We start from the raw sequence: 22,415 nt of genomic DNA, 5'->3' as shown, positions 1-22,415 counted from the left end.
GGAAATGGGGGTGACCCTTCATGGGACGAAACGTTGGTGATTTTCCTCTTGAACAATTACGCGAATATAAGCCGGAGCTTACCGGTAAACCGAATGATTTCAACCAATTCTGGTTTCAGCAGAAAAAAAGGATGAATTCATTCCATCCTGTTGTAAAAGCATCAAGGCGCCCGTACCCGGTTCCCGCTGTCGAAGTGACCGATCTTGTTTTTGAAAGCTGGGACGGGACACCTTTAACAGGTATATTCATGAAACCCGCTGGTATGAAAGAATGCCCGGTCATTGTCTGTTTCCACGGATACACCGGCAGCTGCGGGCTTGCTGCCGATTATTTAAAATGGACAGCACTGGGGGCGGCTGTCTATTCCTTTGATATCCGGGGACAAGGGTCATCCCCCGACTTTGCTAGATACGGGAACGGCAGCAGGGTGCCGGGGTGGATGCTGAATGGCATCCTTGAATATGAAAGCTATTATTATACCAATGTATACCGGGATATCCTCGCGCAGCTTGGCTGGGTGAAGTCTGAGGATGCTCTTGTGACAGCGACGAAATTTGGAGTGATGGGTTCTTCCCAGGGAGGCGGTCTCGCTCTCGGAGCCGCGGGACTCTATGAAAACCTGGATTTTGTCGTATCTGACTGGCCGTTCCTAACCCATTTTGACCGGGCGCTCGACATCGCCCTTCTCGGTCCTTATATGGAAATTGTCCATTACTTCAAGTGGAATGATCCTCAATACCAGACACAGGATGTGGTGAAGAATACGTTAAGCTATATAGACAGCCTTCATTTCTGCGAATCTATCACGTGCCCCGCCTTGATGGCGGCTGGTCTGGAAGATTCGGTCACGCCGCCATCGACTGTCTTTGCCGCATTCAATCACCTGCAGTCACGTGAAAAAGAGATGGAAGTATATCCTCAGTTCACTCATGAAATGAATACGTTTCATGATGAAAAAAAGATCGCCTTTGTTGCAAAGCAACTACTTAAATAAGGAGGAACCTCCTATGAAGATAAGCGTCAGCATGTACAGTCTCGCATCGACAATCAAAAAAGAAAAATGGTCCATCATCGATTTCATCGATTATGCAAAAAGCATCTCGCTTGATGGAGTTGAGCTGCTTGATTTCTATTGGCAAGATGGCAGCACTAAGGAAAAGGAAATCGAACTGGTCAACCAGGCTTTAAGGAAACATGACCTGACCGTGTCCGCTTATGATGTATCGAACAATTTTGTGAAAGAGTCCAGGGAGGCCCGCGCTATAGAGGCTGAAAAGGTACTGGAAGGAATCGGGACCGCAAAGAAGCTCGGGACGAATATCGTACGCGTATTCTGCGGTGACCTCCACGGTGACTTGACCTATGAAGAAGGTCAGAGCTGGATTGTGGAGGGATTGAAGAAGTGTGCAGTAAAAGCGGAAGAAGAACAAGTCTGCCTGGCTATTGAAAACCATGGTCTGCTTGCCGGTAAAAGTGAACAGGTCAAAGAAATCATCGAAAATGTTGACAGCCCCTTCGTCCGTTCGACATTTGATACAGGAAACTTTCTGCTGGTCCATGAAGAACCGCAGCGCGCTTTTGATAGACTGAAGCACGAAATCGTTCATGTACACTTTAAGGATTTCAGGGAAAAAGAATCCGCAGAAGAGATAAAAGGATTCAAATCCACACAAGGAGTCGAACTGATTGGAACCGTCCCGGGAGACGGGCAGGTAGACTTGGCTTATATAGTGGAAGGGTTGAAGGATGAAGGGTATCAGGGCTGGCTCTCAATTGAATATGAGGGGCATGATGATGCGAAAGATTCAAATGAAGAAGCCGTCAGACGACTGAAAAAACTACTGAAATAGGAGGTTGCTTATGAAGAATGCGGTGATTGGCAGATTGGGAAAAATAAAGCGCAGCTCCGTATCTGAGGAAATCATCCTTCTTTCTCCGGAAGATGAGAGGGTGAAATCGATTGAGGAAAACACCGATAACCTGTTCATCCCGATTGATTTGGCCGGTGATTTCATAGGGAAGAAGAACGTGAAGGTCTACTTTGATTTGGAGCTGTATCCATTTTTTCAAAGCATGAAAGATGTCATAACAACGGATGGAAAATCCAAAGGGGTTCTCCGTCTCAGAAGGACCCTTTCAGGACATGATCGCGAGTCCGTCATGGTTGGTGACCTCTTCGTTCTCTCTTCTGTTGCGGGGGAAGCGGAAGAAATCAAGGTCCTGTCTACGGATCGCGGCACAATTCCTTATCATGTTATCCTGACAATCAGGTTCAGCGGGGGGAAGATGGCTCATTTGGAGTACACGTTTGGAGAAGGAGCAGAACGGATTGAGTTTGAATGGAGCGGGATTCAAACAATCGCAGAGTTCGACAGCGATGAAATGAACCCGATCACACCGATCGGAATCACCTCTCTTCCCCTCGTCTATTATGCTGAAGACATCTTAGAAAAATCCTATACGGCCGATGTGGCATTTCATGAACAATTGGAACGATATAAGACGGTAGTAAAAGGGGGTGGCAGTGAATGAAGATTGGCATGATGAGCTTTGCCCACATGCATGCGTACAGCTATGCAGACGGTCTGATGAAGCTTCCCGGTGTCGAGATCGCAGGGATTTATGATGACGATGAGAAACGGGGAAAAGAAGCCGCAGGATCCTATCATACGAAATACTTTCGAGATCAGGATGCCTTTCTGGCTGTTGATATGGATGCCGTCATCATATGCAGTGAAAACAGCCGCCATAAAGAAATGGTCGTGAATGCGGCAAAAGCGAAAAAGCATATCCTCTGTGAAAAACCGATTGCCATGAACGTGGAAGATGCCGAAGAGATGATTTCTGTCTGTGAAGAACATGGGGTGATCCTGCAGATCGCCTTCCCGGTCAGATTCAGCGATCCGATCATGCAGGTGAAGAACATGATCGATGCCGGCGAACTTGGTGACATTGTGGCTTTCCGAACGACCAACCGCGGACAAAATCCAGGTGGGTGGTTCATCGATCCGGAACAATCGGGCGGAGGAGCCGTCCTGGATCACACCGTCCATATGGTGGATATCATGCGCTGGTACTCAGGAAAAGAGATCACCTCTGTCCATGCGATCGTCGATTCATTTTTCCATGACATTGAGATAGACGATGCGGGTATCCTGACAATGGAGTTTGAGAATGGCGTCATCGCCTCTCATGATGCAAGCTGGTCGCGGTTCACCGAATATCCAATGTGGGGGGATGCGACAATCGAGGTGATCGGCACGAAGAAGACCGTCAAGGCGGACGCCTTCCGGGAACACTTCAGGCTTTACACGAGCGGCAGCAAATCGCTGGAACATGTCTTCTACGGGAATGACATGGATTTCGGACTCATAAAAGACTTTCTGGACTGTGTAGAAAAGAAAAGGAAGCCTTCGATTTCAGGATTCGATGGTCTGAAAGCACTGGAAGCCGCCCTTGCAGCCTACAAATCAAATCATACGAGAGCAACGGTACATCTATAGGCGAGGCGGCTTCATCGTACCACTAGACCCGGGTTTTAAGAGGGGGATTGTACATGTACTATCTTAAAGGCGACATCATCACTGACGGACAGCGTTTTTTCAATAAAACGATCGGTATTTCAAAAGGGAAGATTTTCTATGTCGGAGAGGAAGAGCCTATAAACGCGAGTAACCTATACATCACAAAAGGAGTGATCTGTCCAGGTTTCGTGGATATTCACCTTCATGGCGTGAGCGGAGATGATTTCATGGATTCTGCTGCAGCTTATGACAAGATTGCTCAGCGTCTGCCCCGTTATGGGGTGACTTCCTTCCTGGCAACTTCAAGGACTGCATCTATTTCTGATCTGGAGGATTTCCTGATGCATGCAAGAAGATTTGAACGAAAGCCTTCTTATGCTCACCTTCTTGGTGTCCATGTCGAAGGCCCCTGGATCAGCCTTGCATACCCCGGGGCACAGAAAGGTTCTTTGATCAGACGTCTCACCAATGAGGACGCACAGCATATCCTCCTCCCCCATTCTGACATCATCTCCATCATCACGCTTGCCCCAGAAGAAGTGGAAGACCGCTCCGTTCTCGTTCAATTGTATTCAAATGGAATCCGGCTCTCCGCAGGTCACACAAATGCCGGTCTTGAGGATATGAAGCTTGCCATCACGCATGGGCTCCGTCAGGTCACCCACACCTTCAATGCGATGAGTCCTGTTCATCACCGTAGTCCGGGGACGGCAGCAGCTGCGCTTATATGCGAAGAATTGACGTGCGAAATCATTCCGGATGGCCATCATGTTCATCCTGAGATGATTGAGTTCCTGTACAAAGTGAAAGGCAGGGAAAAATTGATGCTCATATCGGACTGTACGGGATATAACAGCCTTGACGATGGAGAGTATTTCTTTCGTGGGAAACATTTGATCAAAGAAGGAAATCAGATGAGGCTGAAGGACGGGCCGCTCGCAGGCAGCGCAATCACTTTGGACAAAGGAGTTAAATATGCTGTTGAACAGTGCAGGATTCCGTTGGAAGACGCTGTCTACATAGCGGGAAAGGGACCCCTTCAAGCAATCGGAAAAGAAGCGGAGAAAGGAAGTATAAAGGATGGATTCGATGCTGATCTTGTTGTGCTGAATGAAGAATTGTCGGTGGAAATGACAATCGTCGCCGGGGAAATCGTTTATAAAAAGGAGTGAGCAGAAATCCTATGCTTGCTCTTTTTTGTGACGGGACAGGGGGACAGGTTCATTGTCCCATTAGGATCGGAAAAGAATACTTCGCTGCCTGGGTATTATGGCCCCTTTAGTGTCTATTAAGAGAGTAGAAATCGTCGTTCAGAGGATTACGGAAGAAGTTGAAAGAAGTCATTAAATGTAAACAAATTTCAAGGAAGGAGGACCGTTTCTGTCAAAATAATTCGAAATGCAGAAGGGAGAAACAGAATGAGTAAAAAAGTACTGCGTATGGTTTCAGTGATGCTTTCTTTCATCTTGTTCATTTCACTGGTCCCGTCACTGCAGCCGGCGGTGTCGGCTGATGGGGGATGGGAAGAGCTTCGGGTAGAAAATGGAGGGTTTGAAGCAATTCCGGGGTCGGATAAGGACATTCCCGCTTGGGTGATCTGGAGTGGAGGTCTTAAAACCGGCATGAATGTGTCGAACGAAAAGGCATTTGAAGGCGAGAGGAGCCTCAGGATTGACAACTCGGGATCTTTCGGCCTTTTCAGTCAGTTGATTGAAGTGACGGAAGGGAATTCCTATAAGCTGACTGCTCAGATGTTTGCAGACGAATTGGTAACCGGCAGTCCCGGGATCTGGCTGCGCTGGTATGATGCTGAAGGAAAGAACTTTGGGAACACACCAAAATATTTTGAGGGGCTAAAGGAGGGAGAGTGGCAGGAAGTTGCGATTGAAGCAAACGCTCCTGCAGGTGCTGCAGGAGTGAAGGTCTTCCTCTATCAGACCACGAGCACAGTGACAAAAGGTTACTATGATAACATCGAATTTTTTGAAAAATCGAACGAACAGCTGGAGCTGCCATTTGAATATGGGGACCCCATCAACATCGGTCCTTCGGCACTGGCGGCCAAAACCCAGGGAGCTGCAATCGGCGACGGTGAAGTCTACTATGCGACGAATGGGTCCCCGGCAACTTTTTATGCCAACGATGCTGAAACCGGGGAAAAGATTTTCTCGCATGAATTGCCGGGCAGCGATGTCGTATGGGGGATGACCATCGGGTCGGATGGGAATGTGTACTTTGCCGGTACATACAACGGCATTTTGTATAGATACCTGGTAGACGAAAAGAAACTGGAGGAAGTCGGTAAGAGTCCTTCCGATAACTGGATCTGGCAGCTGGATGCCACAGAAGATGGGAAGATCTACGGGGCAACTTATCCGAATGCCAAAGTGTTCGAATATGACATTGAGGCTGATACCCTCTCGGATCTTGGGCGCTTCCATGACCAACAGAACTACGCAAGGGGACTTGGTGTAACGGATGAAAACTTATATGTAGGAATTGGTACAACAGCCTATTTGATGAAGATGAACCGTGAAACCGGAGAAAGGGAGGAAATCGACCTGCCGATCACGGGTACGAGTACTTCGGTTTCAAATGTGTGGGAATACGGTGACCGGCTGTTTGTCGCATATGGCACAAGTTTGCTGGTGCTTGATGTGGACACAGGAGAAGTGGTTCATGAAATGAATTGGGAAGATGAGTCTGCATATGACGGGTTGATATCCCCTCCTTCCCCTTATGATGAAAGCTTGATCTACTTTAAGGACAAGCGTACAAGCGAACTGTGGACCTATGATATGGATACCGATGAAACGCAGCCTGTTGAGCCAAAAATCACGTTACCCTCTTCACCGGTGAAATCCTATGAGTGGACAACCAATGATGAAGGTGAACAGGTCCTGTCAATCCTTCACCATCAAATCGAATACTCCACCTATAACCCTGAAACAAATGAAGTCAAAGTCGTCTATCCAGAGGTGGATCTGCAAGGTCTCTCGATTCAGAGCCTTGAAATAGGTCCTGACGAGAAGGTGTATATGGGCGGCTATCAAGGTTCGTTTGGTGTATTCGATACGTCCACTGAATCGTATCTGCTGCGCGAACGAAATCCTCATCAGATCGAAGGAATCGGGTTCATGAATGGGAATGTATATATGGGGATTTACGGGGGTGCACAAATCTACAAATTTAACCCTGAGCTTCCTTTTAAGTACGATAAGGGAGGCAGCGGGGATAATCCGGAGATGGTGCATGACATCGGGGATGACCAGAGCAGGCCGTTCACTTTTGCATCAGGAGACGATAAATTATTCACCGGAACCATTTCTGATTATGGCAAGCTCGGCGGCGCACTGACTATTTATGATGAAAAAACGGGTGAGTGGCATACGATTCGGAACATCATTGAGAACCAAAGCATCATCGGCCTCGCATATAAGGACGGAATGTTATACGGGGGATCTACCACTGCCGGCGGACTTGGCATTGATCCAACAGAAGAAAAGGCGAGAATGTTTAAATATGAAGCAGCTTCCGGGGAATACGAATTATTTGACATGGAAGTGGAAGGGATCAAAACACCTGAAATGATCGGCGAACTTTCCTTCGGTCCTGACGGGAATCTCTGGGGAGCCGCCTATGGAGTGAATGAAAAAGGAGAGGCTAACAGTGCCGTGTTTGCGATGGATCCTGATTCAAGGGAAATCATCAAGCAGAAGTCATTTTACACCGGTGTCCACCGCGGCAGTCAATGGCGTCCATTCTTCATGAGATGGGATGAGCAGGGAATGCTTTATACCACTGTCGGAAGAAAATTGACAGTCATCGATCCTGAAACCATGATGAGCAAACAATTGATCGGGGATACGGTCAACCTGATGGATGTCGATAATGAAGGGAATATCTATTATGCCAAGGGAGCAGACTTGATGAAACTGCCTGTCTCTTTGGAAGCAGCCGAACTGACCGCAGAAAATAGCAGCCTTCTTCAAGGGGAGAAGACACAACTAGAACTGAGTGTGAAACTGGAAAACGGCCAAGAGGTTGATCTTGCCGGGGCTGAAGTTGAATGGGAGAACAGTGATGGTGCAGTGGTTAATCTTGTTGATGGAGAACTATCGGCGCTTAATGCAGGCAGAGCCGAAATAAAAGCGACTGTTACGTATAATGGTGAGACGGTCACATCCAATCCACTGGAAATCACCGTCGATGTTACGACCGGCACACTGTCCGCTCAAATACAAGGTATGGAAGAAAGCGGAGATCTTGATCATGCCACAGTGAAACAGCTTCTGAACCGACTGAAGGAGGCCCGGCACCATTATGATAAAGGAAGAACAAAACAAGCCCTCAAGCACTTGGATGACTTCTCAAAGCATTTAGAAAGAAGCGATGCGGAAGAAAATATCAAAGACTTGCTGGAACAAAACGTTCAATCAATCAGGGATGTCTGGCAAGCTGGTTCTCTTTCAAACTAAGGGTTAGTGTGAACGGGGCAAGGGGACAGGAAATTCATTATATGACTTTGAACCCCTTGTGCCACCTATGGACACTAAATGAAGACCCGTCCTTTGCCCTGAAGCGGCGAGGGACGGGTCTTCATGATTATTTAAAGCACTGGCCGCGCTGTCTCAGCTCGTAGTTCAGCTCCGGGTTCATTTCAAACGCTGCACGTCCATGCAGCCAAATATGGGCAGTGTCAATAAGCTGGGGTCAACTGGGTTTTTTGATGGTTGTGCCAAGGGGGCAATTTTGGTATTTCCTCAACTTTTTGGAGGAAGTAGAAGAACAGACCTATTTCAAATTCTTAATTATACACTTCAGATTTATTAAAAAGTAATTTTCACTTCCATTTAATAATATCCTCCACCAACCCTCTCATTTCTTAAACAAACGTTTGATTGAAGTTTTCCATCTTAAGGAAAAGCCTGCTTCAGAAATTAAACAAACGTTTAATTGAATTCAATTTATAGTTCATTCAAACGCGAAACTATTATATTAATCCCATGACTACCTACTATTATTAACTGCCATTCGATAAGCTGCTGCATTATTTACTACACTGCTCCGCCCTATTTTTTTATACTATTCGTCTGCCCTCCTTAAAGAATTCCTATTTTAATACCCGGTTCATAAATCCTTTGTCTTTGATTATAATAGAGACTATTAATTAGGGTGGCGAAATAATAGGAAGGACAAAGGAGGTCATAAGATGTTAAGAGAAAACCCGACTCTAGATTATAAGCTTGTATTTGATCACATGCATGAAGGTGTCATTATTATCGATTCACTTACCCAGGTGGTGTTTGCCAATTCTTCGTATTATGAAATATTGGGAATTCCGGTTAATACGATTCACGGGAAACCTCTTAAACAAAGTCAGCCGAATGCCCGGATTATAGAAGTGCTTGAGACGGGGGTCCCTATTATTAACTCTGAGTTTCTGGTGGATACAACCAATATCAGGGTTGTGGCAAATATTATTCCAATAAGAAAGGATCAAGAAATCGTTGGTGCTGTTTCTGTGTTCAGGGACGTCACTGAAGTGACAGAATTGACGAAAGAGCTTGAGAGATTAAAAGACTATACGAAATACTTAGAGGATGAATTAATGAATCGTAAGAAGAAAGAGTTATTTACTGATATGGTGGGAAATGATGATCAAATTTTAACAATCGTTAATAAAATTGAAAAAGTCGCTCCTACCGAGTCAACGGTACTTATAACCGGGGAAAGCGGCACAGGGAAAGAAGTTGTCGCTAATACGATTTATCAGGCTAGTTCAAGGAAGGGACGCCCATTTATTAAAGTGAATTGTGCAGCTATTCCCGAAGCTTTACTGGAAAGTGAGTTTTTTGGTTTTGAAGAGGGATCCTTTACTGGCTCAAGAAAAGGGGGCAAGGCTGGTAAATTCGAATTAGCGGATGAAGGAACCATCTTTTTAGATGAAATTGGGGAAATGCCTATAAATCTGCAAGTGAAGTTATTAAGGGTGATTCAGGAACGAACGGTAGAACGGGTAGGAGGAATCAATCCCATTAAAGTAAACGTGCGAATTATCGCTGCAACAAATGCTGATTTAAAAAAACGGGTAGCAGAAGGCAAGTTTAGGGAAGATTTATACTTCCGTCTAAATGTCTTTCCCATAGAACTTCCTCCATTGAGATACAGAAAAATGGATATTATGCCATTAGCCGTTCACTTTCTTAAAGAATTTAGTCGTATCCAAAATAAGCAATTATCCTTTACAGCCGAAGTACAAAATCTATTGGCGCATTATCACTGGCCAGGAAATATACGAGAATTAAAAAATGTAATTGAGCATGCTGTAATTATGGCTGAAAAAAGCGGACGAATAAACCAAGAAAACTTACCAGAGTATTTGAATCTGACAAACGAGTCTGGCGGTGCCGCAGAAGAAGATTACATAGTCCTTTACAAGCGGTGGGATCAGATAGAAAAATTAGCGATTGAAGAAGCACTGGGAAGAACGAACGGACACCGGACAGAAGCAATGGAGTTATTGGGTATGAGCAGAAAGAAATTTTATAAGAAATTAAAGGAATACATAATAAGGTGAAGTCATGTTTCCTTTAGAAACGATTGTATCGATTAGAAACGAGATAACGTTTTCAATTTGTTTCGCTACGAAACGAAATTTCTGAATAATAAATCTATTTCATTGCTGCTACTTACTTTATCAAAGTTGGCACACTACTTGCATTGATAAAGGTAAGGAGGGGTTGTAGTTGACATCAGAAATAAGTAAATTTTATCAGCGATCAATGAAAGAAAGGCAAGAAATCCTGCTAGAAAGAGTAAAGGGTTTGTCATCAGAGGAGATCCATTTGTACCAGAATTACGGTGGGTTAGGTGAAGCATTGACAGACCAATTAATAGAAAATTCAATAGGAACGCTTGAAATTCCCTTAGGGATCGCAGTGAATTTCACAGTGAATAAAAGGGATTTATTCATTCCGATGGCAACGGAGGAATCGTCCGTTGTAGCCGCAGCCAGTCACGCTGCAAAATTGGCTCGTCCATCCGGCGGGTTCAAAGCCACTACCACGGGTTCCATTATGTTTTCTCAAATCCAGTTGGTAGGGGCAGCAGATTTACACGGTGCAAAAATGAAGATCCTTGAAAATAAAGAAGAAATTCTCGAGTTGGCACGAAAGCAAGATCCAACCTTGGATCATTTGGGTGGGGGGCCATTAGATATAGAAGTAAGGATCTTTGAACATCAACATCCAATGCTGATCGTCCATTTAATAGTTGATACTTTGGACGCAATGGGGGCAAATGCTGTTAATACTATGGCAGAAAGTATTGCTCCGTTCCTGGAATCACTAACCGGAGGGGAAGTACTCTTAAAGATTATTTCGAACCTTGCAGACAAACGATTAGCGAGATCCAGATGCACGGTAAAAAAGGAGGATTTAAATGGAGAACAGGTAGTGGATGCCATTATCACGGCTTCTAAATTCGCTTCTCAAGATCCTTACCGCGCAGCTACCCATAACAAAGGGATCATGAATGGAATTAGTGCAGTTGTCCTGGCAACAGGGAATGATACAAGGGCTGTGGAAGCAGGTGCACATGCTTATGCTTCAAGGTTAGGTCATTATTCATCATTAACTACTTGGGAGAAGAGTAATGATGGTGACTTAGTAGGGACAATCGAGCTCCCGATGGCAGTCGGGATTATCGGAGGAGCCACATCGATTCATCCCAAAGCTAAAACGAATGTAAAGATTATGGGGGTCACGAAAGCCCATCAATTAGCCGAAATCATTGCCTCTGTTGGGCTTGCGCAAAATCTTACTGCCTTAAAAGCATTGGCAACAGATGGTATTCAAAGAGGGCATATGAAATTACATGCCAAAAACGTGGCGATTATGGCTGGAGCTGGTGAAGAGGTTGTGGATTTCATTGCTGACCAGCTCGTCAAGGAAGGACAGGTAAGAGTTGACCGGGCAAAGGAATTGGTAGATCAGTGGAAGTAATCTTTTACACTTCCGGTCTATATGCGTAGTTCAATAACACCAATCTTTTAGAGCAGCTTTAAAAAAGAATCGGGGGGATGACTGTGTCAGACTTAGGTACACCAACAAATAAACAGACTACCATTGAAACGTCCGAACAGAATATCGAAGTATGGGAAGATTTAGTCAAGATAAAGGATTTAGTGATTTCTTTAATCATTTGTTCAATTACTACACTGGGCGGTTACCTCATAGCACCGAACGAACCGCCTAAACCATTGTTATTTGGTCTTGCTGGAGCACTTATTGGATTTATTCTATGCAGCGTAATGATTAAACCGAAAAGAAACTTTAGATACGAAGATAGGGAGGGGTAAATATGGATCCGGTCATTATTATTCAAATGATAGGAGCTGCAGCCTTAGGAGCCATTATCTACACAATCATCGGGATTGCCCCTGGAACGGATGAGACTGCGGTATTAGCACCTGTAACTTTGGTACTCGTACTATCCGGTTTTCAGCCTGTCGTCATTCTCGCATTCTTTATTTCTGCTATTGTTGCGAAAAAGCTCACCGATTCAATTCCCGTTGCTGTTGCTGGGATACCGGGAGGGGTGATGGCTGCTCCCATGGTCGAGCATGCAATGATATTAAAGAAACATGGTGTCCCGGATTTGAGTATCCGCAAAATGGCTTCGGGTTCTGTCATTGGGACGTTAGTATCTGTTCCGGTCAGCTTAATCCTTGCGAATGCCTTAATTCCAATGGCTGATGTAATCAAGGAATATGCAAGTCCATTATTCTTTATTGGTGCTGTGTTTCTTGCATTGATGTGTAAGAATAGATGGCTGGCTTTAGCAATGATTGTCCCTTTTGCCCTTCTTATTCAGGGATTGCGCCACTTATATTGGGGAGTAGGGGCCGTGCCTGCTGATACAACTGTGTTCATATCATTTTTCTTGGGAATAACCATCGGACCAGTCATCTTAACATTATTTGAATTACTGAATAATCAAAAACGAAAGAACCTGGAGCGTTTTGATAAGAAGAATATTACTTTGTACAGGACAAAAATGGAAAAGGGATTTCCTAACCCATTTAAGATTCTTGATAGAAAAGAAGTAGGAACCAGTGCACTTGCTTCATTCTTAGGCTCTCTTACATTTTTCATGAGTCCAGTAGGTATGACGATTTTCTTAGGGGAAACTCTATCAAGCAGAGTTAAAGATCCCGTTAAAAAAGCCGCCAGGGCGATTTCAAGCATGGACGGTTTAACGAATGCAGCGTATATATCCGGAACGCTCATTCCTCTTGTTGCTTTAGGAATTCCGTTGTCCCCAATGGCCATCGGACCTGCCAACGCTTTATTTAACGCACCACCCGTATTTACGCTTGAACATAATATGCATCATGTCCTCTCGACCTCAGACTTTGTATGGGCTACATTAATTGGTGCAGTTATCGCATTGCTGCTTACATTCTATGTGACGATTAAATTTTCACAGCAAATTTGTGCATTTGTGTTTAAAAGAGTTCCACATGAAGCAATGCTTGGGTTATTCTTCGGATTGGTTCTCATGCTTGCTTTCATGGATGCAGGATGGATCAATATCGGAGGCGTGCTGCTTATCGGATTGGTAGCAGGAATCCTTCACCGCTGGGGGATTAACTATGGTGTTCAGTTTATGGTGCTATACGCCGCGCCTTGGATTATTAATAAGATTATTGGCGGGTAGCTTTATGTGTTTAATAGAATCAGGAAATACCTCTTTCACAAGAAGAAAGGGGTATTTTTTACAAGAAATTCCTTCACAGTATAAGCAGGCTGATATCAATCAAAAAATGACGGATGTATGGGTGTAGTACTTCAGAAAGGTAAATTCAGAGAATCGATAAGGAGAGGAATAAATTGCTCTTAAATGAAAAATTGGCACAAAGAATAGTAGAGGAAGTACAAAAGCATATTCACCAGCATGTGATTGTGACAGATACGAAGGGCATTATTGTAGCAAGTACCGATCCTAATCGAATTGGCTCCTTTCATGAGGGGGCAAATTAGCCTGCTTCAAGTCCTTTTACCTATTGCTGCTTCTCTGTTTATTTGTAGGAAGCTAAAAGTAGCCGAAGAAGATATCAGGGCAATCTTATTTCAGGTTGGTTTATGTAATACTGCACTTGCAGCTATATTAGCTTTTCAGTTTGTTGGAGAATTGGGAGTGATTGCTCAAATCATAAACACAATCGTTAATTTATCAATCGGAGCACAATTGACGAATCGTTATCATGAAGTGAAAATCGAGCCTGCAGTTGATAAATATATGTAGATTCTGTCGATTTCAAAAAGGTGTGGTAAGTTTGAAAAAAGGCATCCAAACCCCTGACGAGAAGGAGATGGATGCCTTTTTATCAATCTATAAATGAGAATGTCTACTTAACATATATTATTTCATTAAAACTTTAATGTCCTTTTCAGCCGAGCAAATTTACGGTTTGCTTTCTCTAAAGCATGTTTTGAACCAAATAAGAATTGAAACATATGATGCCCTCCTAATGATTACGTTTTTATAATTTGATTATAAGGGGATTTATTTCATCAGTCAACAATTTGGTATACCAAATACGTATATTTTTAAAAAATATTTAGTTTAAGTTGATTAATAAGATAACTTGGTATACCATATTAAGTGAAACGAAACGTATAATATCCTTTTAAAATATTGATTCAAAGGGGTTTTTATAGCGAATTGTTGATCTTTTCGTACAACATGGTAGTGTATAACGAATTTAAAAAATGTATCTTTTTATTGAAATAATGTATACCAACTAATTGATTTTCATTCTCAACAGGTTTAATATAAAGAATAATCAGAAAAAATGCGGTGATTTTATGATTAAACTGTTATCGGGTGTTTCGATCGTCCTTTACTTGCTGAATGAACTTGTAAATGGGATCGAACTTTCACCTGTGATCTCCATTATCTGCTTCGTTATTGTAAGTATGACTATAGTGAAAGTGGATAAGTTTGTCAGATTGATTGGAGGGGCATTCCTTGCACTGGGGCTGATTATGCTGTTGAAGAGTCATGCAGGGCTGGGGGAAATCCTTCTTTCTTTCGGTCCGATGCTTAATCTTCTGACCCTGTTTGCTCTGGTTCCTTTGCTTGCACTGCCGATCAAGCTCGGAAAATATTCAGAGAATATTCAAGGCTTTATTTCTAGGCGGGTCCGGTCTTCCACAAGCTTATATAGCTTGACTTCAGGGATTTCTTACTTTTTTAGCATATTCATGAACCTGGCTACTTTGCCGATGACGTATTTTTCAATCAGGCCGGCAGCGGATGGATTTCCTTTGGAGAATAGGGAGAGGTTCATGAGCAGGGCCATCACGCATGGATTTTCAATGCCTTTGATGTGGGCACCGGTCACCCCGATCGTGGGGATCGTCATTGATATGACGGGGGTGAAATGGGCCGCTATGCTTCCCTATGTGCTTCCCCTCAGTGTATTGGGGCTACTGTTGGATTGGTACACTGGCGGTTATAGGAAGCGGAAGCGTGTTCGTTTTGGGACAAGTACGGCGATTGATGAAACGGCTGCTGCCATTGAGGTGGAAAACGGGAAGAGTGGAGGAACTGGAAAGCTGTCCCATATCCTGATTGCCATCATACTCTTTAATATCGTGATCTCTATCCTGGAACATTCGCTGTCGCTTTCGTTCTTGATTGTGGTATCGATTCTGGTCATCCCCTTTGCGTTTGTATGGTGTCTCTTATTGGGACAAGCAGGAAGCTTTACAACAGGACTCGTGGAGCATTATCAGAAACATTTGTTGAAAATGAAAGACCAATTCTTTATTTTCCTTTCAGCAGGTTTTTTCATTTCGGCCATCGAATTCTCAGGTACAGACCATGTGGTGAATGGATGGATCACGTCATTTAAGAATGTGATCGGCATCGAAATCTTTGTTTTGTTCATCCCTTTGATCCCGTTGGCACTGGCATTCATTGGCCTGCATCCGGCAGTGGCTCTTGCGCTGCTCGCTGGAACGCTTGATCCTCACAGTCTGGATGTTTCGCCGTATATCTTGACGGTTTCGATGCTTGCCGGAGCTGTATCCGCCTTTTTGATGGGGCCGTACAATGCGACGATCGGGCTGATGTCCACGATCGTGAAGACAAGCTCATACAAGGTCTCGAACTGGAATTCCGTCTTTACCATTTCTTTTCTGAGCCTGGTCATGCTGTATCTCATTTTCTTGCAGTTGTTGATATGATACGAAATGAAAACACCTCCCTTTCAGTACAGTGAAAGGGAGGTGTTTTTATAGGCTTATAAATTTCATTTTGAGTCGTTCCGGCAGTTGGTTGGAATGTAAAGCGAAGACTCCGGCAGAAGCGGCTAATGTGAAAACCCGCAGCGAGGTATGATAGAGGAGGCTCACGGGTCACACGCGGAAAGCGAAGTCTTATATGGAATCAACAGGGTGTCCGACAGAGATTTCCACGAGAATTCCTTCCTGCTTCACCTCAAAAGTAAAGTTAAACTGCCAACTCGTCAGACTTAACCAGCTTGGAATGCTTTGAGTCTTCGCTGTTTCCATTTGCTTTGACGATTTCATACAGCTCTTCGCGTGCCCCTTCGATCGTTTCGAACGATTCGAAGAACTTCATTCGGATATGATTGATATATTCTTTTCCTTCATACTTTTCGTATAGTTGGATCTTCGCATCATCATCGAGGACTCTCGCGATTGTGTACGTTGATTTCAATTTGTCAAAAAAATAGAAATGATAGGTTTCTACAGGCTGAAACCCGTCATTCTCCAATACGGTTTGAAACGTTTCCTTATTGGTCAGTACGATATACTTTTCCATACTCAAAACCACTCCTCTATTCACATTATTTGTATTTGGTATACCAAATCGCGTTACTCACAGTCTAAAACAAGTCCGGAAATTAATCAAGAGAATGTTCAGAATTTTTTATTTTTTATATTATTTAATAGGGAAACCCCTTTACCCAACAGTGTTTTTACAAAGTATTCAGGAAGCTTTTTGTAAGAAAAACTGACGGAAGGGTTTACATTTTTTAAGATACAAAGGTATACTGAAGAAAATTCAAAAAATTGTGATAAATGTCACACTAAGGGGTGTATGTATGCCAAATGTTAAGTTGTTTGTGGATGGGGAGATCATCGAACAAGATGTAAAAGATGGTGCCAATCTGGTTGTCCTCGCTGGTATTAAACAGTTTCCGAAGCTGAAATACGGCTGTGGGATGGGCAAGTGTACAAAGTGTACATGCAAAGTGATGAAGGGGATGGAAGATTTGGATCCGCCGAATTGGAAAGAGGATAAAATGCTGGGGGAATTGGTCGGGGAAAACTATCGTCTTACTTGCCAGCTCAGCATAAAGGCGGATATCGAGCTTACCCAGGAAGGGATCGACGTGAAGAAGAGGAAAAGGGAAGCAGCTGAGGCGAAGGGATAATTTTTTATTCTCACGGTATACAAAATACCGTAGTTGAGTAAGGGGGAAAATCAATGAATTCTTATCTGTTAACGAATATGACGTGGGAGGAAGTAGAAGAAGCATTAAAGACGGTAAAGATGGCGATCATCCCAATTGGAGCCCATGAACAACACGGTCCTCATATGGCTGAGAGCTGCGATGCCGTCCTGGCGACGGAAATGGCAAAGAAAGTGGCAGAACGCATGCATCCGTATGTTCTTGTTACTCCGACCATTAATATGGGCGTATCGCCTCATCATCTGAACTTCCCGGGTACCCTTTCATTGAAGCCCGACACATTGATAGCGATTTTGCGGGATATCGTTCAGTCCTTGAAACATCAAGGGATCAAAAAATTCTTATTCCTGAACGCTCATGGGGGAAATCAGTCAACGTTGAGTGTGGCAAGCACAGTGCTGTCACAGGAGGAAAAGGTCGAAATCTATTATGCTAAGACGACCTCCTCTGCAAAAGAGTCCATCAATCGATTCATCCAATCCCCTATATTCGGCCACAGTTGTGAGCGTGAAGTATCTGAAGCTCTGTATTTGGCACCTTATCTTGTAAGACCGGACAAGCTTACATCAGGAGATTTCTGTGAAGGGGGGAGATATAAACAATTAAGACCAGGCAAGGCCATTCAAGGATTTTACCGGTATGAGGAAATGACGAAGAATGGATGCATCGGAGACGCGACAAAAGCAACGAGAGAAATTGGGGAACAGATTGTTACAGAGGCAACAGAGAACATTGCAGAATCGCTAAGAGGATTATTAGGGATTGAAGTTGAATTGCTGAATTAGAATGCGATAAAAAAGGGGAAGGGTGAATGCATTTGGAGTTATCTGCTGCTCACTGGCTTTATGCTCTGGTTACACTGGTTGTCATTGTCACGATGTTGTTTCGCAGGGGGGTTGTACTGCCGACGATTGTAGGGACATTCCTGGTTGCGTGTGTATATAAGGGTTCCATTGTCGGGGGTTTTATGGCGGTCTTTAATGCCAATTTGGTTGCAGCAAGAGAATTATTCAGCATCTTTCTGATTATTACCCTTATGGTTGCGCTTCTTAACTCGCTGAAAGATCTCGGGGCGGACCAGAGAATGATTATTCCAATTCAAAAAGTCATGGTAAACGGGCATATTGCTTATTTTGTATTAATGGTTGTAACGTATGTGATTTCTTTGTTTTTCTGGCCGACGCCTGCTGTTCCGCTCATTTGTGCGCTGCTTGTACCGGCTGCGATGCGGGCAGGACTTCCTGCGATGGGTGCTGCGATGATTGTGGCCATTGCAGGACAAGGGATGGCACTATCTTCCGACTACATCATGCAGATTGCGCCGATGCTTACGGCTACATCCGGGGGAATGGAAACGGTGCAGGTTGCGGATAAAGCTATGATTTTGTCCGTCATTACCGGAGTGACGGCGGTTTCAGTCGCTTATGCGATGATGTATAAGTCGATTGCTAAACCGAATAGTGAAGAAGCAGAGGATGCCGTCGATCTACTGAATGCAATGACCGCTGACAAGGATAGTGTGGAAGCTGAAGTGTCTGCAGCATCCGAAGTGGCCATTGGACGCAGAAAAGAAATATGGGGAAAAGTGTTTGCTGTCCTTGTCCCTTTGTCTATGCTTGCCGTCATGATTTTCATGTTTTCTACCAAGATTGGAAACAGTGAAGCAGGCACATTTGCAGGGGGAGATGGTGCTGCATTTATCGGCGGAGTGGCCGCTGTATTGCTTATCTTGGCATCGGTTGCATTTGGAAGGATTCATGCGCTTGATAAGATCGGGGACCATATCACCGACGGATTTGTCTTTGCGTTTCGTGCTATGGGACCGGTGATCCCAATTGCGGGATTCTTCTTCTTGGGAAGTTCGGATTTTACAGGTTCGATTTTATCGTTGGGAGAAGAAGCTGCCAAACCGGCCTTCCTATTCGACTTGGTCCAGTCTGCACAAGCGTCCATTCCTGAAAACGCTTTCTTTAGTGCGTTCGGTATCCTGTTAGTCGGAATCATCACGGGACTGGATGGATCGGGATTCTCCGGCCTTCCGTTGGTTGGTGCCTTATCGGGGGCAATGTCGAACTCTGCAGGCGTCGATCCCGGAACACTTGCTGCAATCGGACAGATGGGATCTGTATGGACGGGTGGAGGAACGTTGATCGCCTGGTCATCACTTGTGGCTGTTGCAGGTTTTTGCGGTGTTTCGGTCCTGGAGCTTGCCAGGAAGAATTTCATACCTGTCATGACAGGACTTGTGGTTGCTACTCTTGCCGCGATCTTGTTCATGTAATCAGCTATTAAGTTTGTAATTTTTAAAAAAATCAGAAAAGTATATTTACAAACAAAGTTTCATAGGGTAGTATAAAGGCAATGGTATACCAAATAGCGAATCAAGAATAAACGTTTTCAAAGACTGTATCTCTTGGATGTTGCATTATTAGTGAGAAGGGAGGATATGGTTGTTTTTTCGGCACTATTTGGTATACAAAATACACAATACAATGTGCAGTAATTTCAGAAGCACACTTTTAGGAGGAGATTGATCGTGACAAATCTATTATCGAAAGATGAATTCCGTAAAGAGCTGGAAGAAGCAATCAAAGGAAACCATAGTCAAAAGGCTCCTTTTACAGTAGCTTGGGCAGATGGAAAGCTTGAGAGAAAGCACTTTGCAAAATGGGCTGAAAACCATTACCACTATGTAGGGCCATTCGCCAACTATCTTTCTTATATCTATCACAACACACCGGATAATCCGAAATTCGAAGATGCAAAGGACTTTACGCTGCAGAATATGTACGAGGAAGAAATTGCAGCTGACCGTCATACGGACTTGTTGATCCGTTTTGCTGAAGCGTGCGGTACGACAGCTGATAGAGTTAGAGATCCAAAGAATATGGCGGCGACGACGCTCGGTCTGCAAAGCTGGTGCTACTCAGTGGCTGCGCGTGAAAATTTCGTGATTGCGACGGCAGCACTGGTTGTTGGATTAGAGTCACAGGTGCCTGATATCTATCGCAAACAAACGCCTGTGCTTCGTGAAAAATATGGCTTTACAGATGAAGAAATCGAGTTCTTCGATCTGCACATTGTATCTGATGAGATTCATGGAGAGCGCGGATTCAAGATTGTCCTGGAGCACGCTGATACACCTGAGCTTCAGCAGGAGTGTCTGGAAATCGTACGAGTCGGTGCGAAAATGCGCCGCATGTATATGGACGGATTGTGGAGAGAGTACCTTGAACAGGATCTAGGGAGTCTCGTCCAGGCTTGATACTTAGAACAATATGAAAAATAAATAAGTGGCAGTTTCCTTGAAGGAAACTGCCATTTATTCATCAACCCGTTAGAAATAAACAGGAAAGGATGTTTCATGTGCTAGTAGCAAAAGCTGAGTTGTATAAAAATCTGATCAATGGACAGTGGGAGGATTCTTCGAGTGAGAAAACATTCGTCAGCCTCAACCCGGCCAATAAAGAAGAAGTAGTCGGGGTTTTCCAGGCATCGACAAAAGAAGATGTAAAGCGGGCGATTGAATCAGCTGATAACACCTTTCATTCCTGGGCTGCAACGGCCCCTTCAAAGAGAGCGGCAATCCTGAATAAGGCGGCCCAATATTTGATCGATCACGCCGAACAATTTGCAGAAGAATTGACGAGGGAAGAAGGGAAACCAATCAAGGCTGCCCGCGGGGAAGTGCTAAGATCTGCACAAACATTGAAGTACTATGCGGTGGAAGGACAGAGCCACAGCGGAGAAACCTTTCCGCAGGATGATCCGGAAATGGAGGTTTCATCCCGCCTGGAGCCGCTGGGAGTCATCACGGTTATCACCCCTTGGAATTTTCCATTATCCATCCCTGCAAGAAAAATTGCGCCTGCATTGATCACGGGTAACACGGTGGTCTTCAAGCCTTCCTCTGAAACACCGCTTGTTGCTTATCGATTAGTGGAAGCGTTGGTCCACGCCGGACTCCCTGATGGGGTGCTGAACTTCATAACGGGCCATTCCACAGAGATCGGTGACAGTCTGGTCGACCATCCGGCGGTGAAAGCCGTGACATTCACGGGGTCCACCGGTGCAGGTGAACGCATCCACCGAAATGTATCCTTCGATACGAGGACGCAGATGGAACTTGGAGGAAAGAATCCTCTCATCGTCATGGAGGATGCGGATATCGAGCTTGCTGCAACCCTTACGGTCAACGGCGGCTATAATTTGACCGGTCAGGCATGCACGGGTACCAGCCGGGTCATCGTGATGAAAGAAGTCAAAGAGAGGTTCCTGAAAACATTGGTTGAAAAGACACAAACACTCAAAATGGGCAGCGGTTTTGAAGATGGGGTCACGATTTGTCCGTTAGCGAGTGAAAAGCAGTTAAAGAATGTCTTGAACTATATCGAGATCGGAAAACAGGAAGGGGCCACCCTTTTGTACGGCGGCGAGCACGTGGCGGAAGGGGATTTTTCAAACGGATATTATGTCAGCCCTGCCATCTTCTCCGACGTAACTCCATCGATGAGGATTGCCCAGGAAGAGATCTTCGGGCCGGTCATCGCGGTCATCGAAGTGGAAAGCTACAAAGAAGCGATGGATATTGCCAATGCCGTCGAGTATGGATTGTCGGCTTCAATCGTCACCAATGACCTGAAAACTGCGCATCGTTTTACAAAGGACATCAAAGCAGGCACGGTTAAAGTGAACAGGACAACGACAGGGAACCTGATGAATGCCCCGTTCGGAGGGATCAAGAAGTCAAGTACCTCGACGTTCAGGGAGTCGGGAAGAGCCGGACTGGACTTTTTTACTCAAATCAAGACTATATATATAGGATACTAAAATTTATCTGGGGGTAAATGTAGTTATGAAACAAATACTTAGACTTGAACTAGAAGAAGCGAAAGTGATCATTGAAGCAGCAAGAAAGAAATCAGAAGAAATCAATGTCCTGGAAACGATTGCCGTTGTCGACGAAGGGGGTCATGTGATCGCCCTTGAACGGATGAATGGAGCGAGAATTACAGGCCCGGAAATCTCGATTGCCAAAGCCTTCACGGCAGCCGGCCATAAGCGATCGACTCATCTATTCAACAAGGAACCTAACGGACCGGTACTGCCGGGTAACGAGGCATTTGGGATCCAGCAAATGCTTCCAGGTAAATTCGCTGTCTTTGTCGGCGGATTCCCGATTGTAGTGGACGGGGAAGTCATTGGCGGAATTGGTGTCAGCGGCGGCAATGGTGAACAGGATACGGCCGTCGGTACAGCTGCCCTTCAGGCATTGCAGTCCCACTTACAGGATTATGAAGTCGTAACAGAAGCAGACATTAAGAAATAATCGATTACTCCCGGGGTCCTGACCATAATGTAATAGAAAGAAGGA

19 protein-coding genes are annotated in these 22,415 nt (G+C 44.6%); 18 read left to right on the top strand and 1 reads right to left on the bottom strand.

Features of this window, described 5'->3' with window-relative positions:
* Positions 1-20: 20 nt before the first annotated feature.
* The 12 genes from V6B33_RS05390 to V6B33_RS05340 all read left to right on the top strand — a co-directional run bounded on the left by V6B33_RS05390 (position 21) and on the right by V6B33_RS05340 (position 15,785).
* Positions 21-995: an acetylxylan esterase gene (locus tag V6B33_RS05390; RefSeq protein WP_334216724.1), complete on the top strand. Its 975-nt coding sequence runs from the start codon at positions 21-23 to the stop codon at positions 993-995.
* Between the two features lie 13 nt (positions 996-1,008).
* Complete coding sequence (locus tag V6B33_RS05385) at positions 1,009-1,851, top strand: sugar phosphate isomerase/epimerase family protein (protein WP_334216723.1); 843 nt, start codon at positions 1,009-1,011, stop codon at positions 1,849-1,851.
* A gap of 10 nt (positions 1,852-1,861) precedes the next feature.
* Positions 1,862-2,533 carry a hypothetical protein gene (locus V6B33_RS05380; RefSeq protein WP_334216722.1) on the top strand — a complete coding sequence of 224 codons (672 nt, stop codon included), beginning with the start codon at positions 1,862-1,864 and terminating at the stop codon, positions 2,531-2,533.
* Positions 2,530-3,504 carry a Gfo/Idh/MocA family protein gene (locus V6B33_RS05375; RefSeq protein WP_334216721.1) on the top strand — a complete coding sequence of 325 codons (975 nt, stop codon included), beginning with the start codon at positions 2,530-2,532 and terminating at the stop codon, positions 3,502-3,504. Before V6B33_RS05380 ends, V6B33_RS05375 begins: the two co-directional genes overlap by 4 nt.
* 53 nt (positions 3,505-3,557) lie before the next feature.
* On the top strand, positions 3,558-4,697 hold the full coding sequence (gene nagA / locus V6B33_RS05370; RefSeq protein WP_334216720.1) for an N-acetylglucosamine-6-phosphate deacetylase: 1,140 nt from the start codon (positions 3,558-3,560) through the stop codon (positions 4,695-4,697).
* A gap of 246 nt (positions 4,698-4,943) precedes the next feature.
* A complete protein-coding gene (locus V6B33_RS05365) occupies positions 4,944-8,003 on the top strand; it encodes an FIMAH domain-containing protein (RefSeq protein WP_334216719.1) in 3,060 nt (1,019 codons plus the stop codon).
* 734 nt (positions 8,004-8,737) lie between these two features.
* On the top strand, positions 8,738-10,105 hold the full coding sequence (locus tag V6B33_RS05360) for a sigma-54 interaction domain-containing protein (RefSeq protein WP_334216718.1): 1,368 nt from the start codon (positions 8,738-8,740) through the stop codon (positions 10,103-10,105).
* 169 nt (positions 10,106-10,274) lie between these two features.
* Positions 10,275-11,531, top strand: a complete 1,257-nt coding sequence (locus V6B33_RS05355; RefSeq protein WP_334216717.1) for a hydroxymethylglutaryl-CoA reductase, degradative — start codon at positions 10,275-10,277, stop codon at positions 11,529-11,531.
* Between the two features lie 77 nt (positions 11,532-11,608).
* Complete coding sequence (locus V6B33_RS05350) at positions 11,609-11,887, top strand: hypothetical protein (RefSeq protein WP_334216716.1); 279 nt, start codon at positions 11,609-11,611, stop codon at positions 11,885-11,887.
* Positions 11,888-11,889: 2 nt separating this feature from the next.
* Positions 11,890-13,248 (top strand): tripartite tricarboxylate transporter permease, encoded by a 1,359-nt coding sequence (locus tag V6B33_RS05345; protein ID WP_334216715.1) that lies wholly within the window; start codon positions 11,890-11,892, stop codon positions 13,246-13,248.
* A gap of 173 nt (positions 13,249-13,421) precedes the next feature.
* Positions 13,422-13,571, top strand: a complete 150-nt coding sequence (locus V6B33_RS22050; RefSeq protein ID WP_442915474.1) for a sugar diacid recognition domain-containing protein — start codon at positions 13,422-13,424, stop codon at positions 13,569-13,571.
* 828 nt (positions 13,572-14,399) lie between these two features.
* Positions 14,400-15,785 carry a hypothetical protein gene (locus tag V6B33_RS05340; RefSeq protein WP_334216714.1) on the top strand — a complete coding sequence of 462 codons (1,386 nt, stop codon included), beginning with the start codon at positions 14,400-14,402 and terminating at the stop codon, positions 15,783-15,785.
* 265 nt (positions 15,786-16,050) lie between these two features.
* On the opposite strand, the gene V6B33_RS05335 is transcribed toward V6B33_RS05340, so the two are convergent.
* Positions 16,051-16,386 carry a hypothetical protein gene (locus V6B33_RS05335; protein WP_334216713.1) on the bottom strand — a complete coding sequence of 112 codons (336 nt, stop codon included), beginning with the start codon at positions 16,384-16,386 and terminating at the stop codon, positions 16,051-16,053.
* A gap of 283 nt (positions 16,387-16,669) precedes the next feature.
* Here V6B33_RS05335 and V6B33_RS05330 point away from each other — a divergent pair, with 283 nt between their 5' ends.
* From V6B33_RS05330 to V6B33_RS05305, 6 genes are all read left to right on the top strand, one after another.
* Complete coding sequence (locus V6B33_RS05330) at positions 16,670-17,002, top strand: 2Fe-2S iron-sulfur cluster-binding protein (protein WP_334216712.1); 333 nt, start codon at positions 16,670-16,672, stop codon at positions 17,000-17,002.
* A gap of 53 nt (positions 17,003-17,055) precedes the next feature.
* Positions 17,056-17,826 (top strand): creatininase family protein, encoded by a 771-nt coding sequence (locus V6B33_RS05325; protein ID WP_334216711.1) that lies wholly within the window; start codon positions 17,056-17,058, stop codon positions 17,824-17,826.
* 32 nt (positions 17,827-17,858) lie between these two features.
* Positions 17,859-19,322, top strand: a complete 1,464-nt coding sequence (locus V6B33_RS05320; RefSeq protein ID WP_334217062.1) for a hypothetical protein — start codon at positions 17,859-17,861, stop codon at positions 19,320-19,322.
* Positions 19,323-19,577: 255 nt separating this feature from the next.
* Positions 19,578-20,306, top strand: a complete 729-nt coding sequence (locus V6B33_RS05315; protein ID WP_334216710.1) for a TenA family transcriptional regulator — start codon at positions 19,578-19,580, stop codon at positions 20,304-20,306.
* A gap of 101 nt (positions 20,307-20,407) precedes the next feature.
* Entirely contained in the window at positions 20,408-21,871 is a 1,464-nt protein-coding gene (locus tag V6B33_RS05310) for an aldehyde dehydrogenase family protein (protein WP_442915473.1), read from the top strand.
* A 25-nt stretch (positions 21,872-21,896) separates the two neighbouring features.
* Entirely contained in the window at positions 21,897-22,370 is a 474-nt protein-coding gene (locus V6B33_RS05305; RefSeq protein ID WP_334216708.1) for a GlcG/HbpS family heme-binding protein, read from the top strand.
* The last annotated feature ends 45 nt before the right edge of the window (positions 22,371-22,415 follow it).

Source organism: Mangrovibacillus sp. Mu-81, from assembly GCF_036867415.1.
In the GTDB taxonomy this organism is placed as follows: Bacteria; Bacillota; Bacilli; order Bacillales; family Bacillaceae_B; genus Rossellomorea.
This window is presented reverse-complemented; position numbering and strand designations above follow the sequence as displayed.